General features: G+C 57.9%; 21 protein-coding genes. 9 read left to right on the top strand and 12 right to left on the bottom strand.

The window, feature by feature from the left end; all coding sequences use genetic code 11:
* Positions 1 to 12 precede the first annotated feature (12 nt).
* The 5 genes from ACR0NM_RS08925 to ACR0NM_RS08905 all read right to left on the bottom strand — a co-directional run bounded on the left by ACR0NM_RS08925 (position 13) and on the right by ACR0NM_RS08905 (position 7,427).
* Positions 13 to 753 carry a maleate cis-trans isomerase family protein gene (locus ACR0NM_RS08925; RefSeq protein ID WP_480614182.1) on the bottom strand — a complete coding sequence of 247 codons (741 nt, stop codon included), beginning with the start codon at positions 751 to 753 and terminating at the stop codon, positions 13 to 15.
* On the bottom strand, positions 750 to 1,817 hold the full coding sequence (locus tag ACR0NM_RS08920; RefSeq protein ID WP_480614180.1) for a pyridoxal phosphate-dependent aminotransferase: 1,068 nt from the start codon (positions 1,815 to 1,817) through the stop codon (positions 750 to 752). Before ACR0NM_RS08920 ends, ACR0NM_RS08925 begins: the two co-directional genes overlap by 4 nt.
* Positions 1,814 to 3,466, bottom strand: a complete 1,653-nt coding sequence (locus tag ACR0NM_RS08915; protein WP_480614178.1) for a hydantoinase B/oxoprolinase family protein — start codon at positions 3,464 to 3,466, stop codon at positions 1,814 to 1,816. The genes ACR0NM_RS08920 and ACR0NM_RS08915 overlap by 4 nt, the downstream gene beginning before the upstream one ends.
* Positions 3,466 to 5,562 carry a hydantoinase/oxoprolinase family protein gene (locus ACR0NM_RS08910; RefSeq protein ID WP_480614176.1) on the bottom strand — a complete coding sequence of 699 codons (2,097 nt, stop codon included), beginning with the start codon at positions 5,560 to 5,562 and terminating at the stop codon, positions 3,466 to 3,468. Before ACR0NM_RS08910 ends, ACR0NM_RS08915 begins: the two co-directional genes overlap by 1 nt.
* Before the next feature lie 257 nt (positions 5,563 to 5,819).
* Positions 5,820 to 7,427, bottom strand: coding sequence for an ABC transporter substrate-binding protein (locus tag ACR0NM_RS08905; RefSeq protein WP_480614174.1), 1,608 nt, complete (start codon positions 7,425 to 7,427; stop codon positions 5,820 to 5,822).
* A 218-nt stretch (positions 7,428 to 7,645) separates the two neighbouring features.
* Between ACR0NM_RS08905 and ACR0NM_RS08900 the strand changes: the two genes are divergently transcribed.
* The 4 genes from ACR0NM_RS08900 (at position 7,646) to ACR0NM_RS08885 (ending at position 12,282) form a co-directional block, all read left to right on the top strand.
* Complete coding sequence (locus tag ACR0NM_RS08900; protein WP_480614172.1) at positions 7,646 to 8,626, top strand: ABC transporter permease; 981 nt, start codon at positions 7,646 to 7,648, stop codon at positions 8,624 to 8,626.
* The gene (locus tag ACR0NM_RS08895) at positions 8,623 to 9,543 is read left to right on the top strand and encodes an ABC transporter permease (RefSeq protein WP_223118569.1); all 921 of its coding nucleotides are present in this window, start codon (positions 8,623 to 8,625) and stop codon (positions 9,541 to 9,543) included. Before ACR0NM_RS08900 ends, ACR0NM_RS08895 begins: the two co-directional genes overlap by 4 nt.
* On the top strand, positions 9,533 to 11,173 hold the full coding sequence (locus ACR0NM_RS08890) for an ABC transporter ATP-binding protein (protein WP_480614170.1): 1,641 nt from the start codon (positions 9,533 to 9,535) through the stop codon (positions 11,171 to 11,173). Before ACR0NM_RS08895 ends, ACR0NM_RS08890 begins: the two co-directional genes overlap by 11 nt.
* A 797-nt stretch (positions 11,174 to 11,970) precedes the next feature.
* A complete protein-coding gene (locus ACR0NM_RS08885; RefSeq protein WP_480614168.1) occupies positions 11,971 to 12,282 on the top strand; it encodes a helix-turn-helix domain-containing protein in 312 nt (103 codons plus the stop codon).
* An 83-nt stretch (positions 12,283 to 12,365) separates the two neighbouring features.
* Here ACR0NM_RS08885 and ACR0NM_RS08880 read toward each other — a convergent pair whose 3' ends face one another.
* From ACR0NM_RS08880 to dctP, 7 genes are all read right to left on the bottom strand, one after another.
* Positions 12,366 to 13,016 (bottom strand): adenylate kinase, encoded by a 651-nt coding sequence (locus ACR0NM_RS08880; RefSeq protein WP_480614630.1) that lies wholly within the window; start codon positions 13,014 to 13,016, stop codon positions 12,366 to 12,368.
* Between the two features lie 145 nt (positions 13,017 to 13,161).
* On the bottom strand, positions 13,162 to 13,569 hold the full coding sequence (locus ACR0NM_RS08875) for a universal stress protein (protein ID WP_480614166.1): 408 nt from the start codon (positions 13,567 to 13,569) through the stop codon (positions 13,162 to 13,164).
* Positions 13,570 to 13,696: 127 nt separating this feature from the next.
* On the bottom strand, positions 13,697 to 15,211 hold the full coding sequence (locus ACR0NM_RS08870; protein ID WP_480614164.1) for a malonate--CoA ligase: 1,515 nt from the start codon (positions 15,209 to 15,211) through the stop codon (positions 13,697 to 13,699).
* Between the two features lie 5 nt (positions 15,212 to 15,216).
* On the bottom strand, positions 15,217 to 16,473 hold the full coding sequence (locus ACR0NM_RS08865) for a malonyl-CoA decarboxylase (protein WP_480614162.1): 1,257 nt from the start codon (positions 16,471 to 16,473) through the stop codon (positions 15,217 to 15,219).
* Complete coding sequence (locus tag ACR0NM_RS08860; protein WP_170423173.1) at positions 16,470 to 17,786, bottom strand: TRAP transporter large permease; 1,317 nt, start codon at positions 17,784 to 17,786, stop codon at positions 16,470 to 16,472. The genes ACR0NM_RS08865 and ACR0NM_RS08860 overlap by 4 nt, the downstream gene beginning before the upstream one ends.
* Positions 17,787 to 17,791: 5 nt before the next feature.
* Positions 17,792 to 18,334, bottom strand: coding sequence for a TRAP transporter small permease (locus ACR0NM_RS08855; RefSeq protein WP_170423175.1), 543 nt, complete (start codon positions 18,332 to 18,334; stop codon positions 17,792 to 17,794).
* A gap of 101 nt (positions 18,335 to 18,435) precedes the next feature.
* A complete protein-coding gene (gene dctP / locus ACR0NM_RS08850) occupies positions 18,436 to 19,422 on the bottom strand; it encodes a TRAP transporter substrate-binding protein DctP (RefSeq protein WP_480614160.1) in 987 nt (328 codons plus the stop codon).
* A 138-nt stretch (positions 19,423 to 19,560) separates the two neighbouring features.
* Here dctP and ACR0NM_RS08845 point away from each other — a divergent pair, with 138 nt between their 5' ends.
* The 5 genes from ACR0NM_RS08845 (at position 19,561) to ACR0NM_RS08825 (ending at position 24,231) form a co-directional block, all read left to right on the top strand.
* Positions 19,561 to 20,217, top strand: a complete 657-nt coding sequence (locus ACR0NM_RS08845) for a GntR family transcriptional regulator (protein WP_170423179.1) — start codon at positions 19,561 to 19,563, stop codon at positions 20,215 to 20,217.
* A 180-nt stretch (positions 20,218 to 20,397) separates the two neighbouring features.
* Positions 20,398 to 20,655 (top strand): metal-sensing transcriptional repressor, encoded by a 258-nt coding sequence (locus ACR0NM_RS08840; protein WP_170465639.1) that lies wholly within the window; start codon positions 20,398 to 20,400, stop codon positions 20,653 to 20,655.
* 4 nt (positions 20,656 to 20,659) lie between these two features.
* Positions 20,660 to 21,997: an MFS transporter gene (locus tag ACR0NM_RS08835; protein ID WP_480614158.1), complete on the top strand. Its 1,338-nt coding sequence runs from the start codon at positions 20,660 to 20,662 to the stop codon at positions 21,995 to 21,997.
* Between the two features lie 768 nt (positions 21,998 to 22,765).
* Positions 22,766 to 23,563, top strand: a complete 798-nt coding sequence (locus ACR0NM_RS08830; protein WP_480614156.1) for an ABC transporter permease — start codon at positions 22,766 to 22,768, stop codon at positions 23,561 to 23,563.
* Positions 23,564 to 23,619: 56 nt separating this feature from the next.
* Entirely contained in the window at positions 23,620 to 24,231 is a 612-nt protein-coding gene (locus tag ACR0NM_RS08825; protein ID WP_480614154.1) for an ABC transporter permease, read from the top strand.
* Positions 24,232 to 24,375: the final 144 nt, after the last annotated feature.

Here is a 24,375-nt window from a genome sequence, read left to right as displayed (position 1 = left end):
GCCCCGGTTCGTTTACAGAAGATCGAACAACCGGCCCGGCAGAGCCTCGTGGCGTGGCAGACCCAGCGCCCGCATCATGCAGAACATCATCGCCTGATTTGAGGTCACTACCGGCTTGTCCAGCGTGTCCTCGATCTGCTCGATGGCCTCGACTGCGCGCATGTCGGTGCAGCTGAGCACGACGGCTTGCGCGTTCGGGTGGTCTGCCTCACAGGCGAGGTCGTAAACCTCGTCCGGGGTCAGCTCTCCCTGTCCGTAATTGCCCAGCTCGCGGCCAACATCGGCGCAACGCACGGTTTCGATGTCGTTTGCGGCCATGAAATCCATCGCCTGCGTGTTGATCTCGCCCAGATAGGGCGAGGAAAAGCCCACTTTCGTCACCCCAAGCGCCTGAATGGCAGCGATCAGCGATCCGGCGGCTGTCAGCGATTGCGCTCCCGATCCGGCCTTGATCTGCTGCGCCAGATCGGCGTCGAAAGTCGGCCCATGGGTCAGCGTGGCCGAGGTGCAGCCGTACAGCACCACATCTGGCCGCACGCCCGAAATCATCCGCAGATCGTGGCTGATGTCCGAGGCCCCAAGCCCCGCCATCTGGTCCGAGCCGGGGATTTCATCCACGTCATAACCACCCATGCGCTGGAAATGCACGGTGGTGTGCGGGCAGCGCATCAAGGCCATGTCGGCCTCGAGGTTGGTGTTGGTGAAGGGCACCAGCACTCCGATCTTGGCCCGGGTACGCGTTTCGTGGCTCATGACGTTACCTTTCTCAGAACGGCCAGACAGCGATCCATCACCGGCGTGTCGCAGATCGTGGCGCGCAGGCAGTCGGACAGACCATAGCCGCCCATACCGCGCATCAGCAGTTTCTCGGCCCGTAGCGCGGCGTCGGCCTGTTGCGCCTGCTCGGTCGAGGCAAAGTGGATCAGCACGAAATTGGTGTGGCTATCCGGCACGATCAGCCCCAGATCGCGGCAGTCCTGCGCGAACCGATCGCGAATGGTTGCCGTTTTCGCGACCACGTCCCGCATATGCACCTGATCGCGCATCGCTGCCGCTGCCGCAGCCTGCGAGGCAATCGAGATGTTGTTGGGGTTCAACAGCTTGCGCAGCTCTCTGGCGATGTCGGTGGGGAAATAGCCCCACCCGGCGCGTGCCCCGGCCAGCCCGTAAGCCTTGGAGAAGGTGCGCGTGATAACGGTATCTCCCCGGTCCGCCAGCCCGAAAACCTCAGTCGGATCGTTGGCGGCATCGGCGAACTCGGCATAGGCCTGATCGACCACCAGCAGCACGTCGCCGGGTAGCGCGTTGCGCAGGCGCAGGATCTCGGAATTCGGGATCAGGGTGCCGGTGGGATTGCCCGGATTACAGACGAACACGATACGGGTCGCCGGGGTGACGGCGGCCAGAACCGCATCGACCGAGACGGTCAGATCGACCTCGGGCGCGGCCACGTATTCGGCCTGCGCCTGTGCCGTGGCCGAAGTGACAAAGGCATAGCCATATTGCGTGCCCAGCACCTGATCGCCGGACCCGGCAAAGGCGCGGATCAGGCAGCCGATCAGCTCCATCGAGCCCGCGCCGCACAGCACCCGCGCGGGGTCGAGCCCGTGTACCCCGGCAATGGCTGCGCGCATGTCGGGCCATTCGGGATCGGGGTATAGCGTCAGATCAGCCAGCGCCGCCTGCCCGGCCGCCACGGCGGACGGACTGGCCGGAAAGGCGCTTTCGTTCTGCGCCAGCGAGATTGTGCCTTCGGCACCCAGATCGGCCAGCGCATAGGCGCCCATGGCGCCGACATAAGAAACCGGACGGATCATGTGTCACCTCCGTAAGCTTTGGCCCCCTCGGCACTGACCAAACCGCGTTTGAGGTCCAGCGCCAGCGCATCCGAGTTGCGGTCGCCCGGATCGCCGAAACCGCCACCACCGGGAGTGTCGAAGATCAGATAATCGCCGCCTTCGACCCGCAGCTCTCCCTTGCCGGGAATGTCGCTGTCGCCATCACGGAACCGGATGCGCCCCGGCGCGCCGGGCTGACCGCCCATGCGGCCCAGGGCGGGGAATTTCAGCCGCTCGACCGACAGGAACACGATGAAGGGCGCACCGTTGGACGAGGTCATCTCGATCCGCTGCCCCAGCCCGCCGCGATACTTGCCCGCGCCGCCGGAATCCGCACGCAGTTCGCGCCGCCAGATGGTGACGGGCGCGACGCTTTCGGTGATCTCCACCTGCGAACCGAACACGCCCGAGGGGTAGGCGGTGGCTGACAGCCCGTCCGCATGAGGCCGCGCGCCGGTGCCGCCATTATGTACCGGTTCCACTGCGAATTCGCGCCCACCATCGCGGGCCACCTCGGGGGCGTGGCGCATGGGCAGGTCGAACATGCAGCTTGCGCCCTCGGCGGGCACTTCATCAGGTAGTGCCTGATGCAGACAGCCCAGCACCAGATCGGGTGTCACCTGACCCAGCGTGTGCCGCATCGCCACCGGCACCGGGCGCTGTGCGTTCAGGATGCAGCCCTTGGGGCCGTCGACGGTGAACGGCTCCAGCGATCCGGCATTGTTGGGGATGTCCGAGCCGACGATGCAGCGCAGCGCAAACACCGTATAGGCGGTAGCATAGTTCAGCGGCACGTTGATGCCCTTGCGCGAACAACCCGAGGTGCCGGTGAAATCCACATGCATCCCCGATTTACTGACGGTCAGGGTTGCGTGCAACTCCAGCTCATTCTCATAGCCATCCATTTTCAGGACGTTTTTGTAGATACCTTTGGGCACCTCGGCGATGGCCTCAAGCGTGCCACGGCGCGAAGTGTCGATGATGTAGGACCCCAGCGCATCCAGATCGGTCAGGCCGAACTCTTCCATCATACTGACCAGCCGGTTCACCCCGGCCTCGCAACAGGCAATCAAGGCATAGATGTCGCCCTCGTTGGCGATGGGCTCGCGGCTGTTGGCGCGGATGATGTCCAGCAGCAGCGCGTTTGGGGTGCCTTCCTCGACCAGTTTGCAGGGCGGAATCAGCAGCCCCTCGTCATAGATGTCGGAGCCTTCCGGCCCCATGCCCAGACCACCCAGATCAACCAGATGTGAGGTGCACGAGGTAAAGCCCACCACCTTGCCATCCTTGAACGCGGGCATCATCAACAGGAAGTCGTTCAGATGCCCCGAGGCCAGCCACGGATCGTTGGTCATGTAGATATCGCCCGGTTTCATGGTCTGAACCGGGAAGGCGGCGCGCAGATGCTGCACCGCTTCGGCCATGGTGTTGATATGGCCCGGCGTACCGGTTACCGCCTGTGCCAGCATCCGGCCGTTGACGTCGAAGATCCCGGCGGAGATATCGCCGCATTCGCGCACGATGGGCGAAAAGGCGGCGCGGATCAGGGTCTGGCCCTGTTCCTCGACCACCGCCAGCAAACGGTTCCACATCACTTGTAGGCGGGCGGGGGACAGATCGGTTGTCATCAAGCGCCTCCTTTCTGGTCCTGAACCAGGACGAGGTTTGCTATGGCATCCACATGGGCCGAGAAATCGGCCGAGACCAGCGTGGTGGTCTGCGGTTCGTGGATCAGGGCGGGGCCTTGTATGCGATCGCCGGGGTGTAGGTCAGCCCGCGCCACGAATGCGGCTTGTTTCAGCGCCCCGTCCACATCGCAGGTGATCGGGCGGGATTCGGTTGCGGTGATAGTAGCCAACGCCGGAGTTTCCGGCACTGGCGGCACGGCGCTGTCGCTTGTGGCGACGCGCACCGCCCAGTTGAGAATCTCGATCTGCATCCCCGGCACCGGGCGTGAGAACTGCTTGCGATATTCTTCCTCAAAGGCGGTGGTCAGCGGTGCAATATCGTCTGCCGTCAGATGCCGGTCGGGCAGGGTGATCTCGATCTCGTGACCCTGACCGTTGTAGCGCATGAAGGCGGTGCGCTGGGTTTCGGTCGGGGCATCGCCCGCGCCCTGGGCAACCACGCCTTTGGCTTCGAAAATCATTGCGTCGAACAGCGCGTTGATCTCATCCATGTCCATGCTGTCCAACAACGAATAGCGCGAGCGGACGATTTCGAACGACACGGGTGCGAACAGGAAGCCCACGGCAGACCCCACGCCCGGATTGGGCGGGATTACAATGCGGCTGACCCCGGCGGATCGTGCCACCCGGCTGGCATGCAACGGCCCGTTGCCGCCAAAGGCAATCATCGTGCGCGGTCCAAGATCCTTGCCCGATTCCACCGCGTGCATCCGGCCCGCGCTGGCCATGCTTTCGTCGACGATGCGGCTGACGCCGTCGGCTGAGCCAACGGCATCGAGATCTAGTTTCGACCCGATCACCCGGCTCAGCGACTGTTTGGAGCCTTCGGGGTCCAGCTTGATATGCCCCTCGGCAAATGTGTCGGGCACGATGTAGCCCAGCGTAATGTCGCTGTCTGTCACCGTGGGCTCGGTGCCGCCGCGCATGAAGGCCACGGGTCCGGGTTCAGACCCCGCCGATTTCGGACCCACGGTCAGGCGTCCCAACCGATCCACCCCGGCGATGGAGCCACCGCCCGCGCCGATCTCGATCATCTCGATCACCGGGATGCGCACTGGCATGCCCGAGCCCTTTATGAACCGCGCGGCGCGGGCGATCTCGAACTGGCGCGAGGTCTGCGGGCGGGCCTTGTCGATCAGGCACAGCTTAGCGGTGGTGCCGCCAACGTCAAAGGACAGCACCTGATCCAGCCCGGTGCGGGCGGCGATGCGGGCGGCCAGAATGGCCCCTCCGGCGGGGCCGGATTCCACCAGCCGGATCGGAAAACGCGCGGCGGTGCGCACGGTGCACATGCCGCCGCCCGCCGTCATCATCAGGATCGGACAGGTCACGCCCTCGGCCTCGAACCGGTCGACGAAACGGGCCAGATAGGTCTGCATCAGCGGCTGGATATAAGCATTGGCGACGGTGGTGCACAGCCGGTCGAACTCGCGCGCCTCGGGGCTGACCTCGGACGAGATCGAGACGGTCAGATCGGGCCGCTTCTCAGCCAGCACATCGCGTAGGCGGCGTTCATGGGCGGGGTTGGCATAAGCGTGCATCAGGCAGATCGCTATGGCCTCTGCGCCGCTCGCGTCGATATCGGCCAGCAGTGCGTCGATGGCCGAGTCTTCGAGCTCGATCAATACCTGACCACCCGCCGACATGCGTTCGCGCACGGTCAGAGCACGCTCGCGCGGCACCAGCAGGTCAGGCTTCTCGAGGTTGATATCGTATTGCGAATAACGCCGCTCATACGCGATTTCCAGGATGTCGCGAAAGCCTTCGGTGGTCACCGTTGCCACCACCGCGCCGCGACGTTCGATCAGCGCATTGGTCGCCAGGGTGGTGCCGTGGATAAAGCCGGTCACCTGATCCAGCGTCCGGCCCGATTGCTGCATTACTCGCGCGGCCCCTTCCATGGCGCCGTCGGCAGGGTTCTGATGGGTGGTCAGGGTCTTGGTGGAGGCCAGGATTGTCTCTTCGCCAGAGACAAGGACCGTATCGGTAAAGGTGCCGCCAATATCGATGGCCAGGCGCAGCGTTTGAGTTGTCATGAGGTCTTCCGAAATTTCTGTAATCGCAGCGTGAAGCAAAAGGCCCGAGGCCCTGCTTTATGCAAGGATCACAAGATCACAGCCGGTTGCGCGGCGGTCCGTGGGATTCGGAATATCAGTCTGTGTCATGGGCGAAATGTGCAGTTTCAAGATAGCCGCAGCAAGCTGGATTGCGACAGAAAGGCCTGCAAGCGACATCTATCGGCGTAGCAGGCCCGAAATCTGCCGAAACGGGCCGTCAGACGGCGAGCGCTCGATCAGGCAAGCCACCAGCGTTCAGGGGCTTTGGCACCATCCATTTCCCAATTCGCGGCGATCTCGCCCTGGGCGACGGTTTTTGCAACACCCATGATATGATTGGCGAACATCGGAACGATCGCACCGCCATCATCATGAACCAAAGTCTGCGCTTCGGCATACAGAGTGCGGCGTTTGGCGTCGTCCAGCTCTGCACGGGCCTCGACCACGATGGCGTTGAAGCGATCGGCGGCTTCGCCTGTGCGCCAGGCGGTCTCGTTCCATTCGGTGTCGTTGGTATAGGCCGATGCAAACATCCAGTCCTCGGTCGGGCGGCCCGACCAGTACGAGAATGACCAGGGTTTCTTGTTCCAGACATTCGACCAGTAGCCATCCGAGGGTTCGCGAACCACTTCGATTTCAATACCTGCTTCGGCCGCGGATGCGGCGATCAATTGAGCCGCATCTACTGCGCCAGCAAATGCCGCGTCTGAAGATGACAGCTGCAGCGCGCCGCTATGGCCTGATTTCTTATAGTGATAGGTGGCCTTTTCAGCATCAAATTCGCGTTGCGGTAGTTCGCCGTCGAAATAGCGGTTGGCGGTCGAGATCGGATGATCGTTGCCCAATGAGCCATGACCCAGCAGGATCTTGTCGACCAGTTCCTGGCGTTTGACTGCCAGCTTCAGCGCCATGCGCAGATCGTAATTGTCGAAGGGCGCGGCATCGACCCGCATTGGTATCGTGTAATGCAGGGTCGAGGTTTTCTCGAGGATGTTGATATGTGGTGCCCGCGATAACAGGGCGACTGTCTTGGGATCGACCCGGTCGATTGCCTGGACTGATCCGTTCATCAGCGCAGTCTGGCGCGCAGTCGGGTCGATGATAGTAAGGAACTCGACCTCATCGAAATGGGCCCGATCCTGTTTGAAGTAATTCGGGTTGCGGCGCGCCTTTACCCGCACGCCCGGCTCGTACACCTCAATGATATAGCCACCGGTGCCGATACCGGATTGCGGGTCGGTCAATTTGCCATCGGTCGAAGGCATTATGACCAAGTGATAGTCCGACAGGATGTATGGGAAGTCGGCATTGGCTGATTCCAGCTCGAACACCACGTTGTTGCCATCGGCGCGCATTGATTTGATTTGGGCGACCAAGCCGTTCACCGCAGATTTCGATCCCTCGCCACGGTGGTGGTCGATAGTGGCGATGACATCGGCAGGGCTAAGGGTTTGGCCATTGTGGAACTCGACCCCTTCACGCAGGGTGAATACCCAAGTGATCGCGTCGTCCGAGGAATACTCGGTCGCGAGTTCGGGCACCAAATTGCCGCTTGCATCTACTTCGACCAAGTTGTTGCCGAACAGATAGGCGACAGCGGTGTTGATCGTACCTTCATAGGTAGCTGGATCTAACGAGTCGGTGGTCGAACCGCTGCCAAAGCCAAATTTGATCGCTCCGCCTTTTTTGGGGACCTGCGCAAGTGCTTGTCCGGATAGGCTCAATGCTGCCGGAACGGCAAGGCCCGCAGCCAGTGCGCTTGACATGAAGCTGCGACGTGAAACCCGACCGCTCTGCAGTTTCTGCATCTGAGAGGACAGGAAAGGTGATCCGGGCTTTTTCATTTGGGGCCTCCTGGTTGAACCTGTTGTTCACAATGTTCTTTGAACCGCAGCACGCAGGCCCGTTCCGAACGTCCAAGCGAAGATCACTCGGCTGTACTGCTTCAACAAACGAAGAAAACGGGGACATAGGTCATGTTTTCTTTGTCAGTGTTGCGGAGATGATCTGTCTAGACTGCGCGCACCCGCCGAATGAAGCCCCGCAGACGCAAGGAGTTCAGATGCATCCGGTTCTGGTGACGATACTGAAACGCCTGGGACTTGGCGTAGTGACTCTGGCTGTCGTTTCCATCATTATCTTCTGTTCAATCCAAATGCTGCCCGGCGATTTCGGTGAGGCTGTACTGGGCCAGGCCGCGACCGAGGAAACGGTGGCGGCGTTCCGGGCCGAGCTTGGCCTCGATAAACCTGCCTATATCCGATATTTCGACTGGATCGGTGCGTTGGCGACCGGGGATCTGGGAACGTCGTTCTCAGGTCGGGCGAGTTCGGGTGTGGATCGATCACGTCCGGTAGTGGAACTGGTCGCACCGCGCTTATGGAACACATTGTTTCTTGCGGGTATGGCGGCGCTGATCTCGGTTCCGCTAGCGCTGTTTCTGGGTATCACCACCGCGCTGTGGCGCAATTCGCGCTATGATAAGCTGGCCAGCGCCAGCACCTTGACGGCGATCTCGTTCCCCGAGTTCTTCGTGGCCTATATCCTGATTTTGCTGTTCGGAACGCTATGGCCGGTGTTGCCGTCGTTGGCCAATGTGGAGCCAGGGATGCCGCTGGTCGAGCGGATCGTCAAATGCATATTACCTGCGCTTACACTGACACTTGTAATCGTCGCGCACATGATGCGTATGACGCGGGCTTCGCTGATCAGTCTTCTAGCTTCACCCTATGTCGAGATGGCGCGGTTGAAAGGAGAGAACGCCCGCCGCGTGGTTCTGCATCACGCGCTGCCCAATGCGTGGGCGCCAATTTCAACGGTGGTCGCGTTCAACCTGGCCTATCTGGTAGTTGGAGTGGTCGTGGTCGAGGTGGTGTTCGTCTATCCCGGCGTCGGCCAACTGATGGTCGATGCTGTCAGCTCGCGCGATATCCCGGTGGTTCAGGCGTGCGCCCTGATATTCGCCGCCACATATGTCCTTCTGAACCTGATTGCCGACATCATTGGAATCGTCACCAACCCGAGGCTTCTGCACCCAAAATGAGCCAGACAAGCAAGACATATTCAGCCGCCGCCGAGGTGGGTCGCGTGCGGACCCGTCGCAGCAAGCGCGAGCGTATTTGGATCGAGCTGAAGAAAGCGCCGCCGACGGCAATTTTCGGCATGTTTGTGATCCTGTTCTATCTAATCATGGCAATCGGAGCGCCGGTCATCGCGCCTTATGGTGAGGCCGAGGTATTCCCGACGCCTTACGCACCCTGGTCGTCCGAGCATTGGCTGGGTACCGACCAGATCGGGCGTGATATCCTGTCGCGGCTGATCTATGGCGCGCGCAACACCATCGGTATCGCTTTTTTCACTACGCTGCTGGCGTTCTTCATCGGAGGCGGTCTGGGACTGATCGCTGCGATTAACCGCAGTTGGCTGGATCAATTGATCAGCCGGGGCGTAGATGTATTTATGGCCATTCCCAGCCTGATTTTCGCGCTGATGCTGCTGTCGATTTTCGGCTCGTCGGCGCTGTCGTTGATTTTGATTATTGCGATTCTGGATTCAACCCGCGTGTTCCGCCTGACTCGCGCTGTGGCGGTGAACGTGGCAGTGATGGATTATGTCGAGGCAGCCCGGCTGCGCGGCGAAAAACTGCCTTGGGTGATGCGTCGCGAGATTTTGCCCAACATCATGCCTCCGCTGGTGGCCGAGTTCGGGCTGCGATTCTGTTTCGTGTTCCTAACCATCGCTGCGCTCAGCTTTCTGGGCGTCGGTATTCAGCCCCCCACCGCCGATTGGGGCACCATGGTGCGCGAGACCGCCAACCTGATCCAGTTCGCCAAATATGATTTCAAGGCCGGGATCACGCCACTGCTGCCCGCTGCCTCGATCGCGTTGATCACTGTGGCGGTCAACTTTGTCGTCGACTGGTTCTTGCACAAAACAAGCGGATTACGCGATGAACACTGAGACTGACCTTCTGCTGGATATGCGCGACATCCGTATCGAGGGGTTCTCGGACGAAAAGTGGAATCCGATCATCAAAGGTGTCAACCTGAACCTAAAGCGCGGTGAGGTGCTGGGCCTGATAGGCGAAAGTGGCGCGGGCAAGTCGACGCTGGGCAAAGCGGCTATGGGATACACGCAGCCCGGCTGTCGTATCACGGGCGGTTCGATCCGGTTCAAGGGGCAGGAGTTGCGCGATCTGGACGACCACGTGCTGCAGCATCTGTGGGGATCGCGGATAGCCTATGTGGCCCAATCGGCGGCTGCGTCGTTCAACCCGGCGCAAAAGTTGTTGGATCAGACCGTTGCTGCAACGGTGCGCGAGGGACTGCAACCCGAGAATTTCGCGCGTGAGGATGCCCGCGCGCTTTATGCCTCGTTGTCGTTACCGCATCCCGAAACGATTGGTGACCGCTATCCGCATCAGGTCTCCGGTGGCCAGTTACAGCGGATCATGACAGCCATGGCGATGTCACCCCGTCCCGATTTGATCATTTTCGACGAACCGACAACTGCGCTGGATGTGACGACCCAGGTCGAGGTTCTGACTGCTATGCGCCGGATCGTCGAAGAATTTCATACCGCCGCAATCTACATAACCCATGACCTGGCGGTGGTCGCGCAGATGGCGGACCGGATCAAGGTGCTGCGCTATGGAGAAGAGGTAGAAGAGGCGGAAACGCGCAAAATGCTGTCTGCGCCCGAGCAAGAGTATACCAAATCCCTCTGGTCCGTGCGGCTGTTGCAAAAACAAGCCGAGACTTCGGATGATATCATCCTTAAAATTGACGGTGTGGATGCGGCCTATGGCAAGAGCGCCAAGGTGTTGCACAATGTGTCAATCAGCCTGCCGCGGGGGCGCACGGTGTCGATTGTCGGCGAATCCGGATCTGGTAAATCGACCACGGCGCGGGTGATCACCGGCTTGCTGCCAGCCACAAGCGGGCAGGTCACGTTCAATAGCGAGGTCCTGCCAAACGAACTGAAAAATCGCAGCCGTGATCAGCTGCGCAGAATTCAGATGATTTATCAGATAGCCGATACCGCGATGAACCCGCGTCAAACCGTAGGTGAAATCATTGGACGTCCGCTGGAATTCTATCATGGTCTGCGGGGCCGGGCGCAGGAAGACCGGGTCATCGAACTGCTTGAAGCCATCGAGTTGTCGGAAGACTTCTACGATCGTCTTCCCAGCGAATTGTCCGGCGGACAAAAACAGAGAATTTGCATAGCGCGCGCTCTGGCCGCGGACCCTGAGGTGATTATTTGTGACGAAGTGACGTCCGCACTGGACCAGATTGTGCAGGAAGGCATACTGCAATTGCTGATGCGCCTACAAAAAGAGCGCGGAATCTCCTATCTGTTCATCACGCATGACATTGCCACGGTCGAGGCTATTTCGGACGAGATTGTTGTGATGCTGAATGGTCAAGTCGTCGAGCAGGGATTGAAGAATACCGTTCTATCCGAACCCTTCCCGGACTATACAAAGCTGCTGCTAAGTTCGGTTCCCGAGATGGACCCGGATTGGTTGACGAACCTGCTGAAAGAGCGAAAAGAAAATCACTTAAATACAAAACATGACACTGCGTAGGCGCGGGCAATAACAACACTTGGGAATCTCAGTCGCAGTGGATTTCTCATTTTGCTTGTATTCCGAAACTCAGTTTTTACCGACATCTCGACAGATCGGTGTAAAGAGAACCTGCAACTCAGGAGCAACTCGCGAATTAAGGTGGCTTTTGACTGGATCGCATTGATGTTCTTGTTCACAATCAGTTCGATCCTCTTTTGGGCTGTCATAGGGTTAATATTTGAGGTCGCCGCAGGCCGTGTAATTGCCTCGTTCTTCGACACCCCATTGGTGACATGGGTTGCAGTCATCGCAACCTTCCTCGCCGGGTTTCCTCAGGCAGCGCGTGCGAAGCCTTGTCGCAAAATACGAGTGCAAGGCTGCGATCAATAATGTGCGAGCGGCGCTTGTCGTGATGACTGTCCCAATGGCATCATCTCCGACGGTCATGGGACTGCTTTCTGCAATGGGTGCTCGAGTAGTGGCTGGAATGCTGCAGAGCGCACCTTACATGCGTCGCAAAAGGATCTTACCGACTAAACCTCCTAGAACGACATAGTCCAATTTGGTGATGCCTTATGAACAATAGATCTGGGACCGAGTGAACGTCGATCTCAATCTGGCATCCCCTGTCTTGTTCGTTGGAGATGGCAGTAGCACTTTGCCCAACAAGCTGCTCGCACCGCGACCACTGATGCAGGTCGCCCGGTTTTTTTCTGATCGACCCTGGCGAGCGGGCGCAGAGCTTTTACATCTCTTTTTCGCCCAACCTGACTCATGGGGACAACGCAATCCTTCGAACGCAGCATTGGGTGCAAATGCGTTATGCGGGCCCGATCCCGGTTTCCGAATTGGCCCGCACCGCTCGACTTGAGCTGCGCACTCTTGGATTCCGATTCCTGACGGCCACGGGTTTCACGCCATCGGAATACCTGCAACAGCTTCGCATCACCAATGCCTGTCAGAGGCTGGAACTATCGCAGTCTAGTATCGAAACCATCGCCCGGGATGTGAGGTATATGGATGTTTCAACATTCCGCCGAATGTTTCACGAAATGGTCGACCTCTCGTCGGGAGATTACCGTAAGCGCTTTTCTTTTCTAAAAGATGCTCCGCACTCAAGAAAATGACTTCTGAACAGCCTTTCTTGGATCCGTTTTTGCTTTGGCCAAGCGTAATTGCGAAGGTCTTATACCTCTGCTTTCTTTTGTCATCACGACCTTGACGATATGGCGGCCTCGATGCTTCGATTGATTGCCTCGATCGGTCCCATTGCGTCAACATTCGCCAAAACGCCCATATGGCTATAGTAGTCGATCAAGGGTGAAGTCTGTTCACGATATTCAATCAGGCGTGCAGCGACTGTTTCGGCCTTGTCGTCAGCGCGGCGCTTAAACTCAGAGCCTCCGCAATTGTCGCAGCGTTCCGCTGCCTCAAGCGGTTTGAATGTATCATGGAAACCTTCGCCACATCCTGCACAGGTAAAGCGACCGGAAATGCGGTCGACCATCTTCTTGTCATCCACCGCAAGACTGACGACAGCACTGATCTGCTGCCCCGTTTCCGCCAATAGTTGATCCAATGCGCGCGCCTGGCTAAGCGTGCGTGGAAATCCGTCTAATATCACCCCTCCGGCACAGTCCGAATCCCTCATACGGTCACGCAAGATCGAAATGACGATGTCATCTCCGACGAGCCTGCCTTCAGCCATGATGGATTCCACCGCCTTGCCTGTTTCGCTGCCGCTTTCAATCGATCTGCGGAGCAAATCGCCTGTCGACAACTGAACCAAGTCAAATTTTTGCTCAAGCAGTCGGGATTGCGTTCCCTTACCGGCACCAGGAGGGCCGAGAAGGATTAACACTTTAGACGTATTCGGGCTGGTCACTCTTTTTCCTCTTAGAGAATATCGTAAACACGACTTGGAATAGACCGCTCAGTGCCATTTCAGATGTATTAGCGGTGTATGACGGTCGTGTGTGGGCGTTGCTTCTGATCCCTAGACCAGACTATCGCACCACGTGTACGGAACAGTTTGCATGCCTGACTACGCGTGCCGCTGTGGACCCCAGAAGATAATCCTGCAATCCAGGCTGGTGGCTTGCGATAATGATGCAGTCTGCATTGTTATTCGTTGCATAATCGAGAATTCCACGGCCCGACTGTCCTTCGACAATTTCAATTTTGGAGTCCGCAACCCCGTCCACTAGTGGGCCCAGTCTGTCAGTAACACTGGTCTTTGCGATATCCAGATGGTTTTCAGGAAGCAGGTCGCTTGTGTATTGCGGAAGGTGCTCAATGACATGCAATAGAGTAATATGACCACCATCCGAGCGGAGAGTTTGTGCGACATCCAGCGCTCTTTGCGCGTCGCGGTCGGTATCAAAGGAAACAGGGACTAGAATATTTCCATACATTTCTGGTTCTCCAGCAGGTAGAAAAATTCAACAACCAGAGCAGGGAACAGGTCCGCCTGCCCTGGTTGTTGAAGTTAGGCCCGTAGCATTATCGAGAAGAGGGGCTACTGGGCCGGGGAGGGTCATCTTACGCTTCCACGAACATGTCTTTGTATTGGTCGCGCAGGATGTTCTTTTGAACTTTGCCCATGGTGTTGCGGGGCAGTTCGTCCAGCAGGATCAGTTTGCGTGGATGCTTGAACCGCGCCAAGCTACCGCGCACGGCCTCCATCATTGCGTCCAGATCGGGGGTTTGGCCCGGCTCTGCAACGATCACGCCCAGAACAGTTTCGCCGAAATCGGGATGTGGAACGCCCACCACGGCGCTTTCCAGCACGCCGGACTGGTCATCCAGAACCAGCTCGATTTCTTTGGGATAGATGTTGTAACCGCCTGAAATAATAAGGTCTTTGTTGCGGCCAACAATATGAACATAGCCGTCTTCGTCGATCCGACCCAAATCGCCAGTGATGAAAAACCCGTTCTCGCGCAGTTCGGCGGCAGTCTTCTCCGGCATCTGCCAGTAACCTTTGAACACGTTGGGCCCGCGTACCTCGATCTCGCCGATCTCGCCCTGAGCCAGCGCATTGCCGTCTGAATCACAGATCTGCAGCTCGACCCCAGGCAATGGAAAGCCCACCGTGCCTGCGCGGCGGTCACCGTCATAGGGGTTCGAGGTGTTCATGTTGGTTTCGGTCATGCCATAGCGTTCAAGGATGCGATGGCCAGTGCGTTCTGCGAACTGTACATGGGTTTCGGCCAGCAAGGGTGCCGAGCCTGAAACAAACAGGCGCATATGTGCGGCCAGATTCTTGGTGAAGCGGTCATCGTCCAGAAGGCGGGTGTAGAAGGTTGGCACACCCATCATGGTCGTGGCATTGGGCATCCGCCCGATGATCTCATCCAGATCGAACCTGGGCATAAAAACGATGCTGCTGCCTGCAGCCAGCGTGACATTGGTGGCCACGAATAGTCCGTGAGTGTGAAAGATCGGCAGCGCATGCAGCAGCACGTCGTCGGATGTGAAGCGCCATTCTTTGACCAGCGTCTGTGCATTCGACAACAGGTTGTTCTGGGTCAGCATCGCACCCTTCGATCGGCCTGTGGTCCCCGATGTATAGAGGAATGCGGCCAGATCGTCGCCATCACGGTCAACGGTCTCAAAGCTGGCAGGCATTGCTGCAGCCTGCTCCATCAGGCTGCCGCTGCCATCTGCGTTCAGGGTTTCCACCTTCGCGCCTAGCTGCGCACCAACCGGGGCGAGTTTCTCTTCGCTGCGACTGTCACAAACGATCAGCGAGGCGCCACTGTTTTCGATGAAATAGGTCAATTCATCCACAGTATAAGCGGTATTGAGCGGCAGGAATACAAGACCTGCCTGCGCACAGGCAGCATATAGCGCCAGCGCTTCGGGCGATTTCTCGATCTGTGCCGCAACCCGGTCGCCGGGTTTCAGGCCCAGCTGCGTCGCCACATGGGCGATTTGTGCGGCGGTGCTCAGGAAGTCCTGATGGGTGATGGTCGTTCCGTCGAGCAACTGCAAAAAAGCTGTGTCTTTACCGGCATGTGCGCCGAACAAACCGTCATAGAGAGGATTGGCCATAAGAGTTACCTTTCCTGTGTCGTGGTGAGAGAGGCTGACGCGGCAAGCGATTTGGCCTCGGACGAGGCGATTACCTCGCGGGTGTTGGCGAACTGTTCGTGGTTCTGCGCTACGCGGCCAAGGTCATAAAGATAGTTGACCATGGTGCCACCGGACTGTGCCCGGCCCTTGTCCGAAACATCTGCGTCGGCATGAACCGCATGGACCAGCGCACCGTTGCCAAGATGGAACCGTGCCACCGGATCGAACGGCAGATCGCCCCGACCTTTGGCGTTCAACAGGTAATGTGCGGCCAGTGCTTTGATCTGATCGGGCTCTTCGATGTTCCAATCGATGCCTTCCTGCGACAACCATTTGGTCAGCCCCGGAATTGGCGAGAGCGTGACGAAGGTTTTCAGCCCCGCCAACTCAGCCGACAGGTCCGAGGCCACCTGTTTGATCAGCGAATTGCCGAAAGAGATGCTGGCCAACCCGGCCTGGCAGTTGGAGATCGAGTAGAACACAGCCGTATCGGCCTGATCTTCGGGCAACGGATCGCGGTCTTCGGCGAGCAAGGCCTGTACGGAACCCGGAATACCGCTGTTCAGCGCCACTTCGACAAAGATCAGCGGCTCATCAGGCATCGAGGGATGAAAAAAGGCAAAGCAGCGCCGGTCAGTGGGTTCCAGCCTGCGGCGCAGGTCGTCCCAGCTGTCGATGGCATGGACCGCCTCATACGCAATGATCTTTTCCAGAATATGCGCCGGGCTTTCCCAGTTGATCGGGCGCAGCACCAGAAAGCCACGATTGAACCAGCTGGCAAACAGGTGCCGGAAGTCCAGGTCAAGCGCCTGCAATTCGGGTTCCTTGCCGCCCAGCCGCAGCAGATCAGCGCGCATCTGTACCAGTGCGCCGGTGGCACCGGGCACGCGGTTCAACCGGCGGATCATTTCCTGCCGGGCCGGTTCCACCGCAGCCGCAAAGGTGCGATAGGTCGCTTTCGAAGGGTTGCGCTCGTATTCGTCCAGTGACGAACGTACCGCCTCGGGATCGATATTCATGGCGGTGGCGAGATAGCGGAAGAACTCCAGCTTGTCGTCATCACTCAGCGTATCGAACCGGGTCAGAATTTCCTCGGCCAGCGCCAGCCCCGAAGTTTCCCCCGCTGACCCAACCAGCGCGTCGGCCAGTTCGGTCAGTGGTCGGCCATCCGGAGCCACCGCGCCGTCGCGGCGGTAACGCCGCTCGAACACGGTGGATAGAAGATCCGCCAGCAGGGTCATACCGCTGCTCCCATCACCAGGTCAGGCAGCCATGTGGCCAGACCGGGGAACAGGCACAGCAGGACAATCGCGATCACCATGCAGGCCACGAAGGGGAGAGAGCCTGTCAGGATGGTCTTGAGCGAGATGTCGGGCGCAATGCCGTTGATCACATAGAGGTTCAGGCCGACAGGGGGCGAGATCAGGCCAATCTCCATGTTGATGGTCAGTACAACCGCAAACCAGATCGGATCGAAGCCAGCGGTGGTGATAATCGGCAGCAGGATCGGTGCCGCCATCAGGATCACAGCGACGGGCGGCAGGAAGAACCCGGCGATCAGCAGGAACACGTTGACCGCACCCATCAGAACCCAACGGTTCACGTCCAGCGTACCGATCCATTCGGCAATCGCCTGTGTGATGAACAGCGAGCTGAGCATGTAAGAGAACACACCGGCAGCGGCGATGATGAACAGGATCATCACGCTTTCCTTGGTGCTGTCGCGCAGCACGACCCAGATGTCCTTGGGGTTCCACAGCTTGTAGATGATCATCGCGATCAGCAGGCAGAGCAGGGCACCGACAGCAGCCGTTTCCGACGGGGTGGCGATACCGCCATACATGGCGTAAAGCACACCCAGAATGATGCCGAGGAAGGGCAGCACGCGCGGCAGAATCTCGAACCGTTCGGCCCAGGTGTAGCTGCCCGAACCCAGACGGGTCGCGTCACCGGATTTCCAGGTCGAATACAGCGACCAGGCCATGAACAGACCCACCAGCATAAGGCCCGGGATCACACCGGCCAGAAACAGACGGCCAATCGAGGTTTCGGTGGCAATACCGTAAACGATCATGGTGACCGATGGCGGGATCAGGATTCCCAGAGTACCGCCTGCAGCGATCGAACCGGCGGCGACGCCGTCAGGATAGCCACGTTTGCGCATCTCCGGGATACCCATCTTGCCGATGGCGGCACAGGTCGCGGGTGACGAACCGGACATAGCCGCAAATAGGGCACAGGCACCGAGGTTTGATACGACCAGACCGCCGGGAACACGGGTCAGCCAGCGTTCCAGCGCTTCGTACAAATCCGCTCCAGCTCTGGTAGAGGCGATTGAGGCCCCCATGATGATGAACATCGGGATAGACAGAAGGGCGAAGTTATCGAGTTTGCCGAACAGGATTTCCGGCATCAGTTCCAGCGAGCGCGGTCCGTCAAAGACGATTAGGAACCCAGCCGAGACGATCAGCAGGCCGATGGCCACGGACACGCCCGAGAAAAGAACAAGGATGGTGGCGATGGCGACAATAGCGCCGAGCAGAAGGGGATCCATCGGCTTTACTCCAGACCAAATGGTTTATCGATGCCAAGCAGGACGGCGACGAGATCGGCGATCAGTTGCAACAACAGCAGACCAAAGCCAACTGGGATGGCGAGGTAGGGGATCCACAGGCGAACGCCCCAAACGGTGTCGGATTTCCATCCGCGCTCCCATGCGAAGTGCCAATACTCGTAGCCGTAGAACAGCATGACTGAGACGATGGCGATGGACAGAACCGAAGTCAGGATCGCCATGTAAAAGCGGGCTCGAGGTGCGAGCGAAATCGGGATCAGGTCAACATTCACGTGACCGCGCAGGCGCTGCACATAAGGCAGACCGACCAGGGTTGCGGCGATGACCAGATAAATGACCGCTTCGGTTTGCCAAATGGTCGATTGATTCAGCACGAAGCGCACGATGATCATCTGGCAGGTGATGGCGACAGCAGCGACGATCATGCCTGCGGAACACCATCCAGCCAGAGTTGAAAGCGCAGCGACAAAGCGAAGGAAGGGATTGTTCCCTGTGTGGGAAGCAACGGCAGAGCTATGACCGGCCATTTGCGCCTCCTGTGATTGAGATGCAATTAAGTCTGAAGATCAGAGAAGATCAGAACCAAGATCGGATGCCGAGCGGCGGCAGGCCGCCCGGCAAGATGGGGTCATTCGACTGCCAGAGCCTTGTCCAGCAGGTCCTGCCCATCAGGAACCTCTTCTACGAAGGCCTTGTAAGATGTTTCCATTGCCAGCGTACGCCATGCTTCGAAGTCTTCGGCGCTCATCTCCGCAATCTCAACACCGGCGTCGGCAAAAACTTTCGCCGAGTTGGCGTCCTGTTTCTTGGCCTCTTCCAAATAGAAGGCCTGTGCCTTTTCCGATGCAGCCAGCAATGCGGCTTGCTGATCTTGGTTCAGTCCGTCGAAGGTGGATTTGTTCATCAGCAGCGGCTGATACATGAACCACAGCGCCACATCGCCCGCAGGGGTATAGCAGGCAACCTGCTCGTAGATGCGGTAGCTGACAAAGGACGAGGACGACGTGTTGGCCGCCTGCAAAACGCCGGTTTGCATGGCGTTATATATTTCTGACGACGCCATTGATGCGATCGAGGCATCAGCGCCGGCCAGCATCTGCTCAAAGGATTTACCTGCCGCGCGGGTCTGCAGGCCTGCGACATCCTCAGGGTTCGTGATGCACTTGTCTTTACCGGCGAAGCCACCGGCCAGATAGCCATGCACCAGCACCATCACGTCGTCCTGAGCCATTTTCTCTTGCAACGCCTCCATGAAGGGCGAGTCGGCCAGACGGGCAGCGTGATCGTGGTTTTTCACCAATCCCGGCATCAGCGTCAGATTATAGGCAGGCTGCTGACCGCCGGCGTAGGACAGCGGCAGTATGGTCATATCCAATTGACCGCGGCTGAGCGGCTTGTACTGCTCGCGCGGCTTGAACAGCGATTTCGAGCCGAAAATCTTGATTTCCAGATCAACGTCCGCCGCCGCAACCTCGTCTGCAACAATCTGTGCTACTTGATGGCGAATGTCCTTGTTCGACCACTGATGTGACAGGCGCAGTTCCTCCGCTGACACCAATGTACCTGCGGATGCAAGCGCCAACGCAGCGACGGCCGTTTTGAACACTGATTTCATTTTTTCCTCCCGTTTTCAGTCCCGGATGAGCCGGGGATGAATAGAAGCATAGGGCAGTAATGTTTTTTTAGTCAAGGTTTTTGTATACAAGATATGATTTCTTGAGTTCTCGCCTAATCACAAGTAAAACAGAAACCTATGGACCAACGACTTGCAGATACCATCGCTCAGGATTTGGAAGAGCTGATTTTTGACGGGACATTTTCGGACGGTGACCGTCTAGATGAGGTCAAACTGGCTGAGCAGTTCGGGGTCTCACGAACGCCACTTAGGGAAGCATTCCAGAGACTTGCCTTGTCGGGGTTGGTCGATCTGATAGCGCGGCGGGGCGCTTTTGTCCGACAGCCCGGCCCGGTGGAACTGATGGAGATGTTCGAGGTCATGGCCGAGCTTGAAGCCGTTTGTGGTCGACTTGCGGCGTTGCGCATTTCCGATGAAGCTTTGCTTGAACTGACCGAAGCTAACAGCAAATGCCAACTGGCCGTGGATGCGGGCAATCCCGATGCGTACTACCTGGAAAACGAGCGGTTCCATCGAATCATCTATCAACAGTCCGGCAATGCATTCTTAGAGCAAGAAACTTCCAAGCTGCACAGAAGGCTCAAACCATTCCGTCGACAGCAGCTTCGGTTCCGTGGTCGTATGGCCCAGTCCATGGCCGAACACGAAGAAATTGTCAGAGCCCTGAAAAAAGGCGTACCGGAAGAAACAGCGAATGCGCTGCGTGACCATGTCGCCGTACAAGGTGAGAAGTTTCGCAACCTTATGGCTTCACTCAAGAGCGCCGCTGAGTAGCAGTTGCCATTAATACACGCGGAATTTCATTGTGAGCGCGACTGGGTTGGTCAGCTAGCGTTGATGCCAGTGCGCCTTTGAATCAGATCTCAAATATAATCGGGTTAATTTTCGAACCCATATTGACGCGGCAGGATTTCCTATTGTCCTATCCCCCTGGTAGGGATATCTGGTTGTGATATGAATCACAAGCACACCTCACACCCAACGATTATCGCGCGGCTTAAGCGGGCCGAAGGTCATCTTGCGAAAGTCATCAAGATGTTAGAACAGCAGAGTCCCTGCGCAGACGTTGCGCAGCAACTACACGCGGTTGAAAAAGCAGTTACGAACGCAAAACGAGCGCTTATTCACGACCATATCGATCACTGTCTGACGGGCAGGGATGATTCCAGGCAAGCCGCGGAAGAATTGAAGAGTATTAGCAAATATCTTTGATCCGATGCTTTCAGTTCTGAAAAATCGAACATATCGCCATCTGTTCTTCGCCCAAATCGTAGCGTTGTCGGGCACTGGTTTGGCAACAGTGGCTCTCAGTTTGCTCGCCTTTCAGCTTGCCGAAGATTCTGCTGCGTTGGTGCTGGGAACTGCGCTCACGATCAAGATGGTCGCATATGTCACAGTGGCGCCTTTAGCTGCCGCATTCTCGGAACGTCTGGACCGGCGCGTAATGTTGGTCGCGTTAGATCTGGTCAGAGCGGCAGTCGGCTTGGCGTTGCCCTTTGTTACCGAGGTATGGCAGATTTATGTGCTGATCTTCATCCTCCAATCGGCATCCGCCGGGTTCACACCGACCTTTCAGGCAACCATTCCTGATGTCTTGCAGGATGAGAAAGAATACACCAAAGCACTTTCTCTTTCGCGATTGGCCGTGGATATGGAGAGCTTGTTGAGCCCGATTTTGGCCGCCGCACTGCTAACGGTCATGAGCTATGACAATCTGTTCTGGGGCACCGTCTTGGGCTTCCTTGCATCAGCCGTTCTGGTTGCATCCGTATTACTGCCATCGCCGAAACCTTCCAAACCGAGAGGTATCTACGATCGGACAACACGCGGAATGCGGTTATATCTCAGGTCGCCCCGATTGCGAGGATTGCTGGCGGTAAATTGGGTCATCTCTGCTACGGGCGCCATGGTCATTGTCAACACAGTTGTCATTGTCCGCAGTGATTTGGGATTGTCAGAAAGTGCCGTCGCTTTGGTTCTTGCCGCTTTCGGGGCAGGGTCAATGATGATGGCGATGACTATCCCGAGCTTGCTGGATCACCACAGCGAGCGCGCGGTCATGCTATCCGGTGCAATACTGAATATACTTGCATTGGCGCTATTGGCCCTCAGCGTCGTAGCCATTCCTATATCAATGTCGACCATCATGGTTGGCTGGTTTGCGATCGGCGCGGGATACTCAGCAATGCTCACTCCTGGGGGGCGTGTTCTGACGCGGTCCGCCCATCCTGAAGATCGGCCTTCCGTGTTTGCAGCGCAGTTTGCATTGTCACACGCCTGCTGGTTGGTCTTTTACCCGGTTTCCGGCTGGTTGATCACTGAATTCGGAACCCTGGTTACGATGCTCGTGCTGGTAGTTTTGGCGTGCCTCGGCTTAATTACGGCATGGCGTATCTGGCCAATAGACGCAGATCTACCTGTAAAGCATGAGCATCCTGATTTGCCGCCCGACCACCCTCACCTGAAAGGTACGGGGCCGCACAAACATGTGATCATCGTCGACAGTTTGCATCGCCAGCTGACGCGCTCGGTGCGAGCCTCTGATCGCCTATGAGGTGCTGCTATTCGAAAAGCCCTTAATAAATGTGTAGACATAATGATATATTGCATGTTTATAAAAGATGGTATTGGACGTGTTTATCCGTCTTCAGTAGGCTTTCAGTGCCAAAGGTAAACGCCTTTTGTCTGAACCACCCATGGATGGGAGCGAAGTTGGTTGCAGAGCTACAACGTATAGAAGCACCACCCCGCTTCACTTTACGGGCTGTCTATACTGGGCCCGCACAGTGTATTTTGGACTGCTTCTTGATTGTCTGACAGCCTCACTTGTAGCTGGTTCTCATGTTCATAAAGATCGGGCAGTCACCCATCAGGCAGAAGCGTCAGCCAAATCGGCTCCTGTGGCTTCTGGGCTGGGTGCTCAATTCGCTTCACGACATGTGTCGCACAATCAAAGTAACAAATCCTCGGACGACGACAGTGCTCCGGTAAAACTCACTGCTAACCACAGCACGACGCATGTACATGAAGTATCTTTTGTCGCATTTTAGTTGGCGACGGCGGCTGAGCGGGGTTATCGATCGATCTGCCTTATGTCGTCACGGTGTTCGCAGGTGTTTGAGCTGTCAACGGACATTTTCCATCCTCCAAGACTTGGGTGATCGCACGCATGAAGTTCACGTATCGCACGGGCTGAAATCTTCTTCAGACTGATAGCGACGTGTCCGCCCACCCAGGCATTCTAATGCGCAATCAAAAGTCACATCAGAAGCTCTGAGTATCGACGTCGGACTTTCTGACCCAACAGTTTTGGAGAATCGAAATGCCAATTCTTACCCGCCGCGCCGCGCTGATGGCCGAGCGTGTCGTCGGCCCTTTGGCTTCGGCGGAACTGGTTGCACAGATCGAGGACGAGCTGGGCCTGAACGACCCTCTGCCCGTCCGCTATGTCCGATGGCTGGGCGATGCACTGACCGGTGATCTGGGCATCTCGCTGCGGTCCGGCAAACCCATCGGGCAGGAGTTCGCCGAACGCCTGCCCATAACCGCCACCCTGCTGATCTGGGGTGGTGTGATCGCCTTTTTCCTATCGCTGCTGGTCGGCCTTGCGGGCGCAATCAGTAATGGTGGCTGGATCGATAGGCTGCTACGGGTGTTTTCGCTGCTGGCGGCCTCGACCCCCAATTTCTTTGTCGCGGCTCTGCTGGTGATTCTGTTTTCCGTCACGCTGGGCTGGCTGCCCGCATTTGGCGGCGCAGGCGTGGCCAGCCGGATCATGCCGTGCCTGACCATTGCGCTGTTTCCCGGCGCGGTGCTCAGCCGTGTGGTGCGCGTCGGCCTGCAAGAGGTGATGGCTCGCCCTTTCGCCACAACTGGCTTTGCCAAGGGATATGGCCGGTCAGGCGTGCTGCTGCGCGAGGCGCTGCCCAATATAGCTGTGCCTTACCTGACCACATTCGGCGCGCAGTTCACGCTGATGATCATCGGGTCGATTGTGGTCGAGACGGTCTTTGCCCTCAAACGGCGTCGGCGCGTTCTTCATCGAGGCGATCCGGTTCCGCGATTTCGTCTCGATGCAGGCGATCCTGCTGACCTTCATCGTGTTCTTTGTGTTCGTTAACCTGTTTGTCGACCTGCTGTGCATGCTGATCGACCGCCGCATCCGGAGGCAGAAGAATGCATATCCTGAAAAATTTGCCGTGGCTGGTGATCACCCCTGTGGCCCTGTTCACCTTGATCGCCATTCTCGCTCCGTGGATCAGCCCATATGATCCAACTGTGCAGAACTATGGCGCCATCCTGCAGGGTCCTAGTGCCGCCCATTGGCTTGGCGCCGACTATCTGGGCCGCGATATGCTCAGCCGTCTGATCAATGGCGCGAGTGTGTCTCTGTTTGCCATTTCTATGGTGCTGGCCTCGGCGTTGTTGATTGGCGTGGTGATCGGGTCGTTAGCAGGCTATGCCGGCGGCAAGGTCGAGCTTGTGCTGATCAGCGCCATCGACATCGTACTGTCGCTGCCCAGCCTGATCGCGGCGCTGACCATGGCATGGTGGGCCAACTATACCCGCATGAGCCGCTCCGTCGTCGCATCAGAACTGCATCAGCCGTATATCGAGGCCGTGCGGATCATGGGTGCGGGCCATGTACGCATATTCTCGCGCCATATCCTGCCGCATGTGCTGGCGCTGGTGGTGGTCTATGCCTCAGCGGATTCAGGCGCGCTGGTGCTGGCGATTGCCACGCTGTCCTTTCTGGGTTTGGGGGTCGAACCGCCCACACCGGAATGAGGCCAGATGTTGGTCGACGGCATGAGCTATCTTGAGGAATATCCCCGCCTCGTCATCGCGCCCGGTCTTGCCCTGACTATGGTGGTGGTCAGCTTCAACCTGCTGGGTGAACATTTCGCGTTGTAAAAAGTGCCGCGCGCGCTG

It is taken from the genome of Ruegeria sp. AF2, from assembly GCF_056542025.1.
Note: the sequence above shows the minus strand (reverse complement) of the source record. Positions and strands in the feature narration are given on the sequence as shown.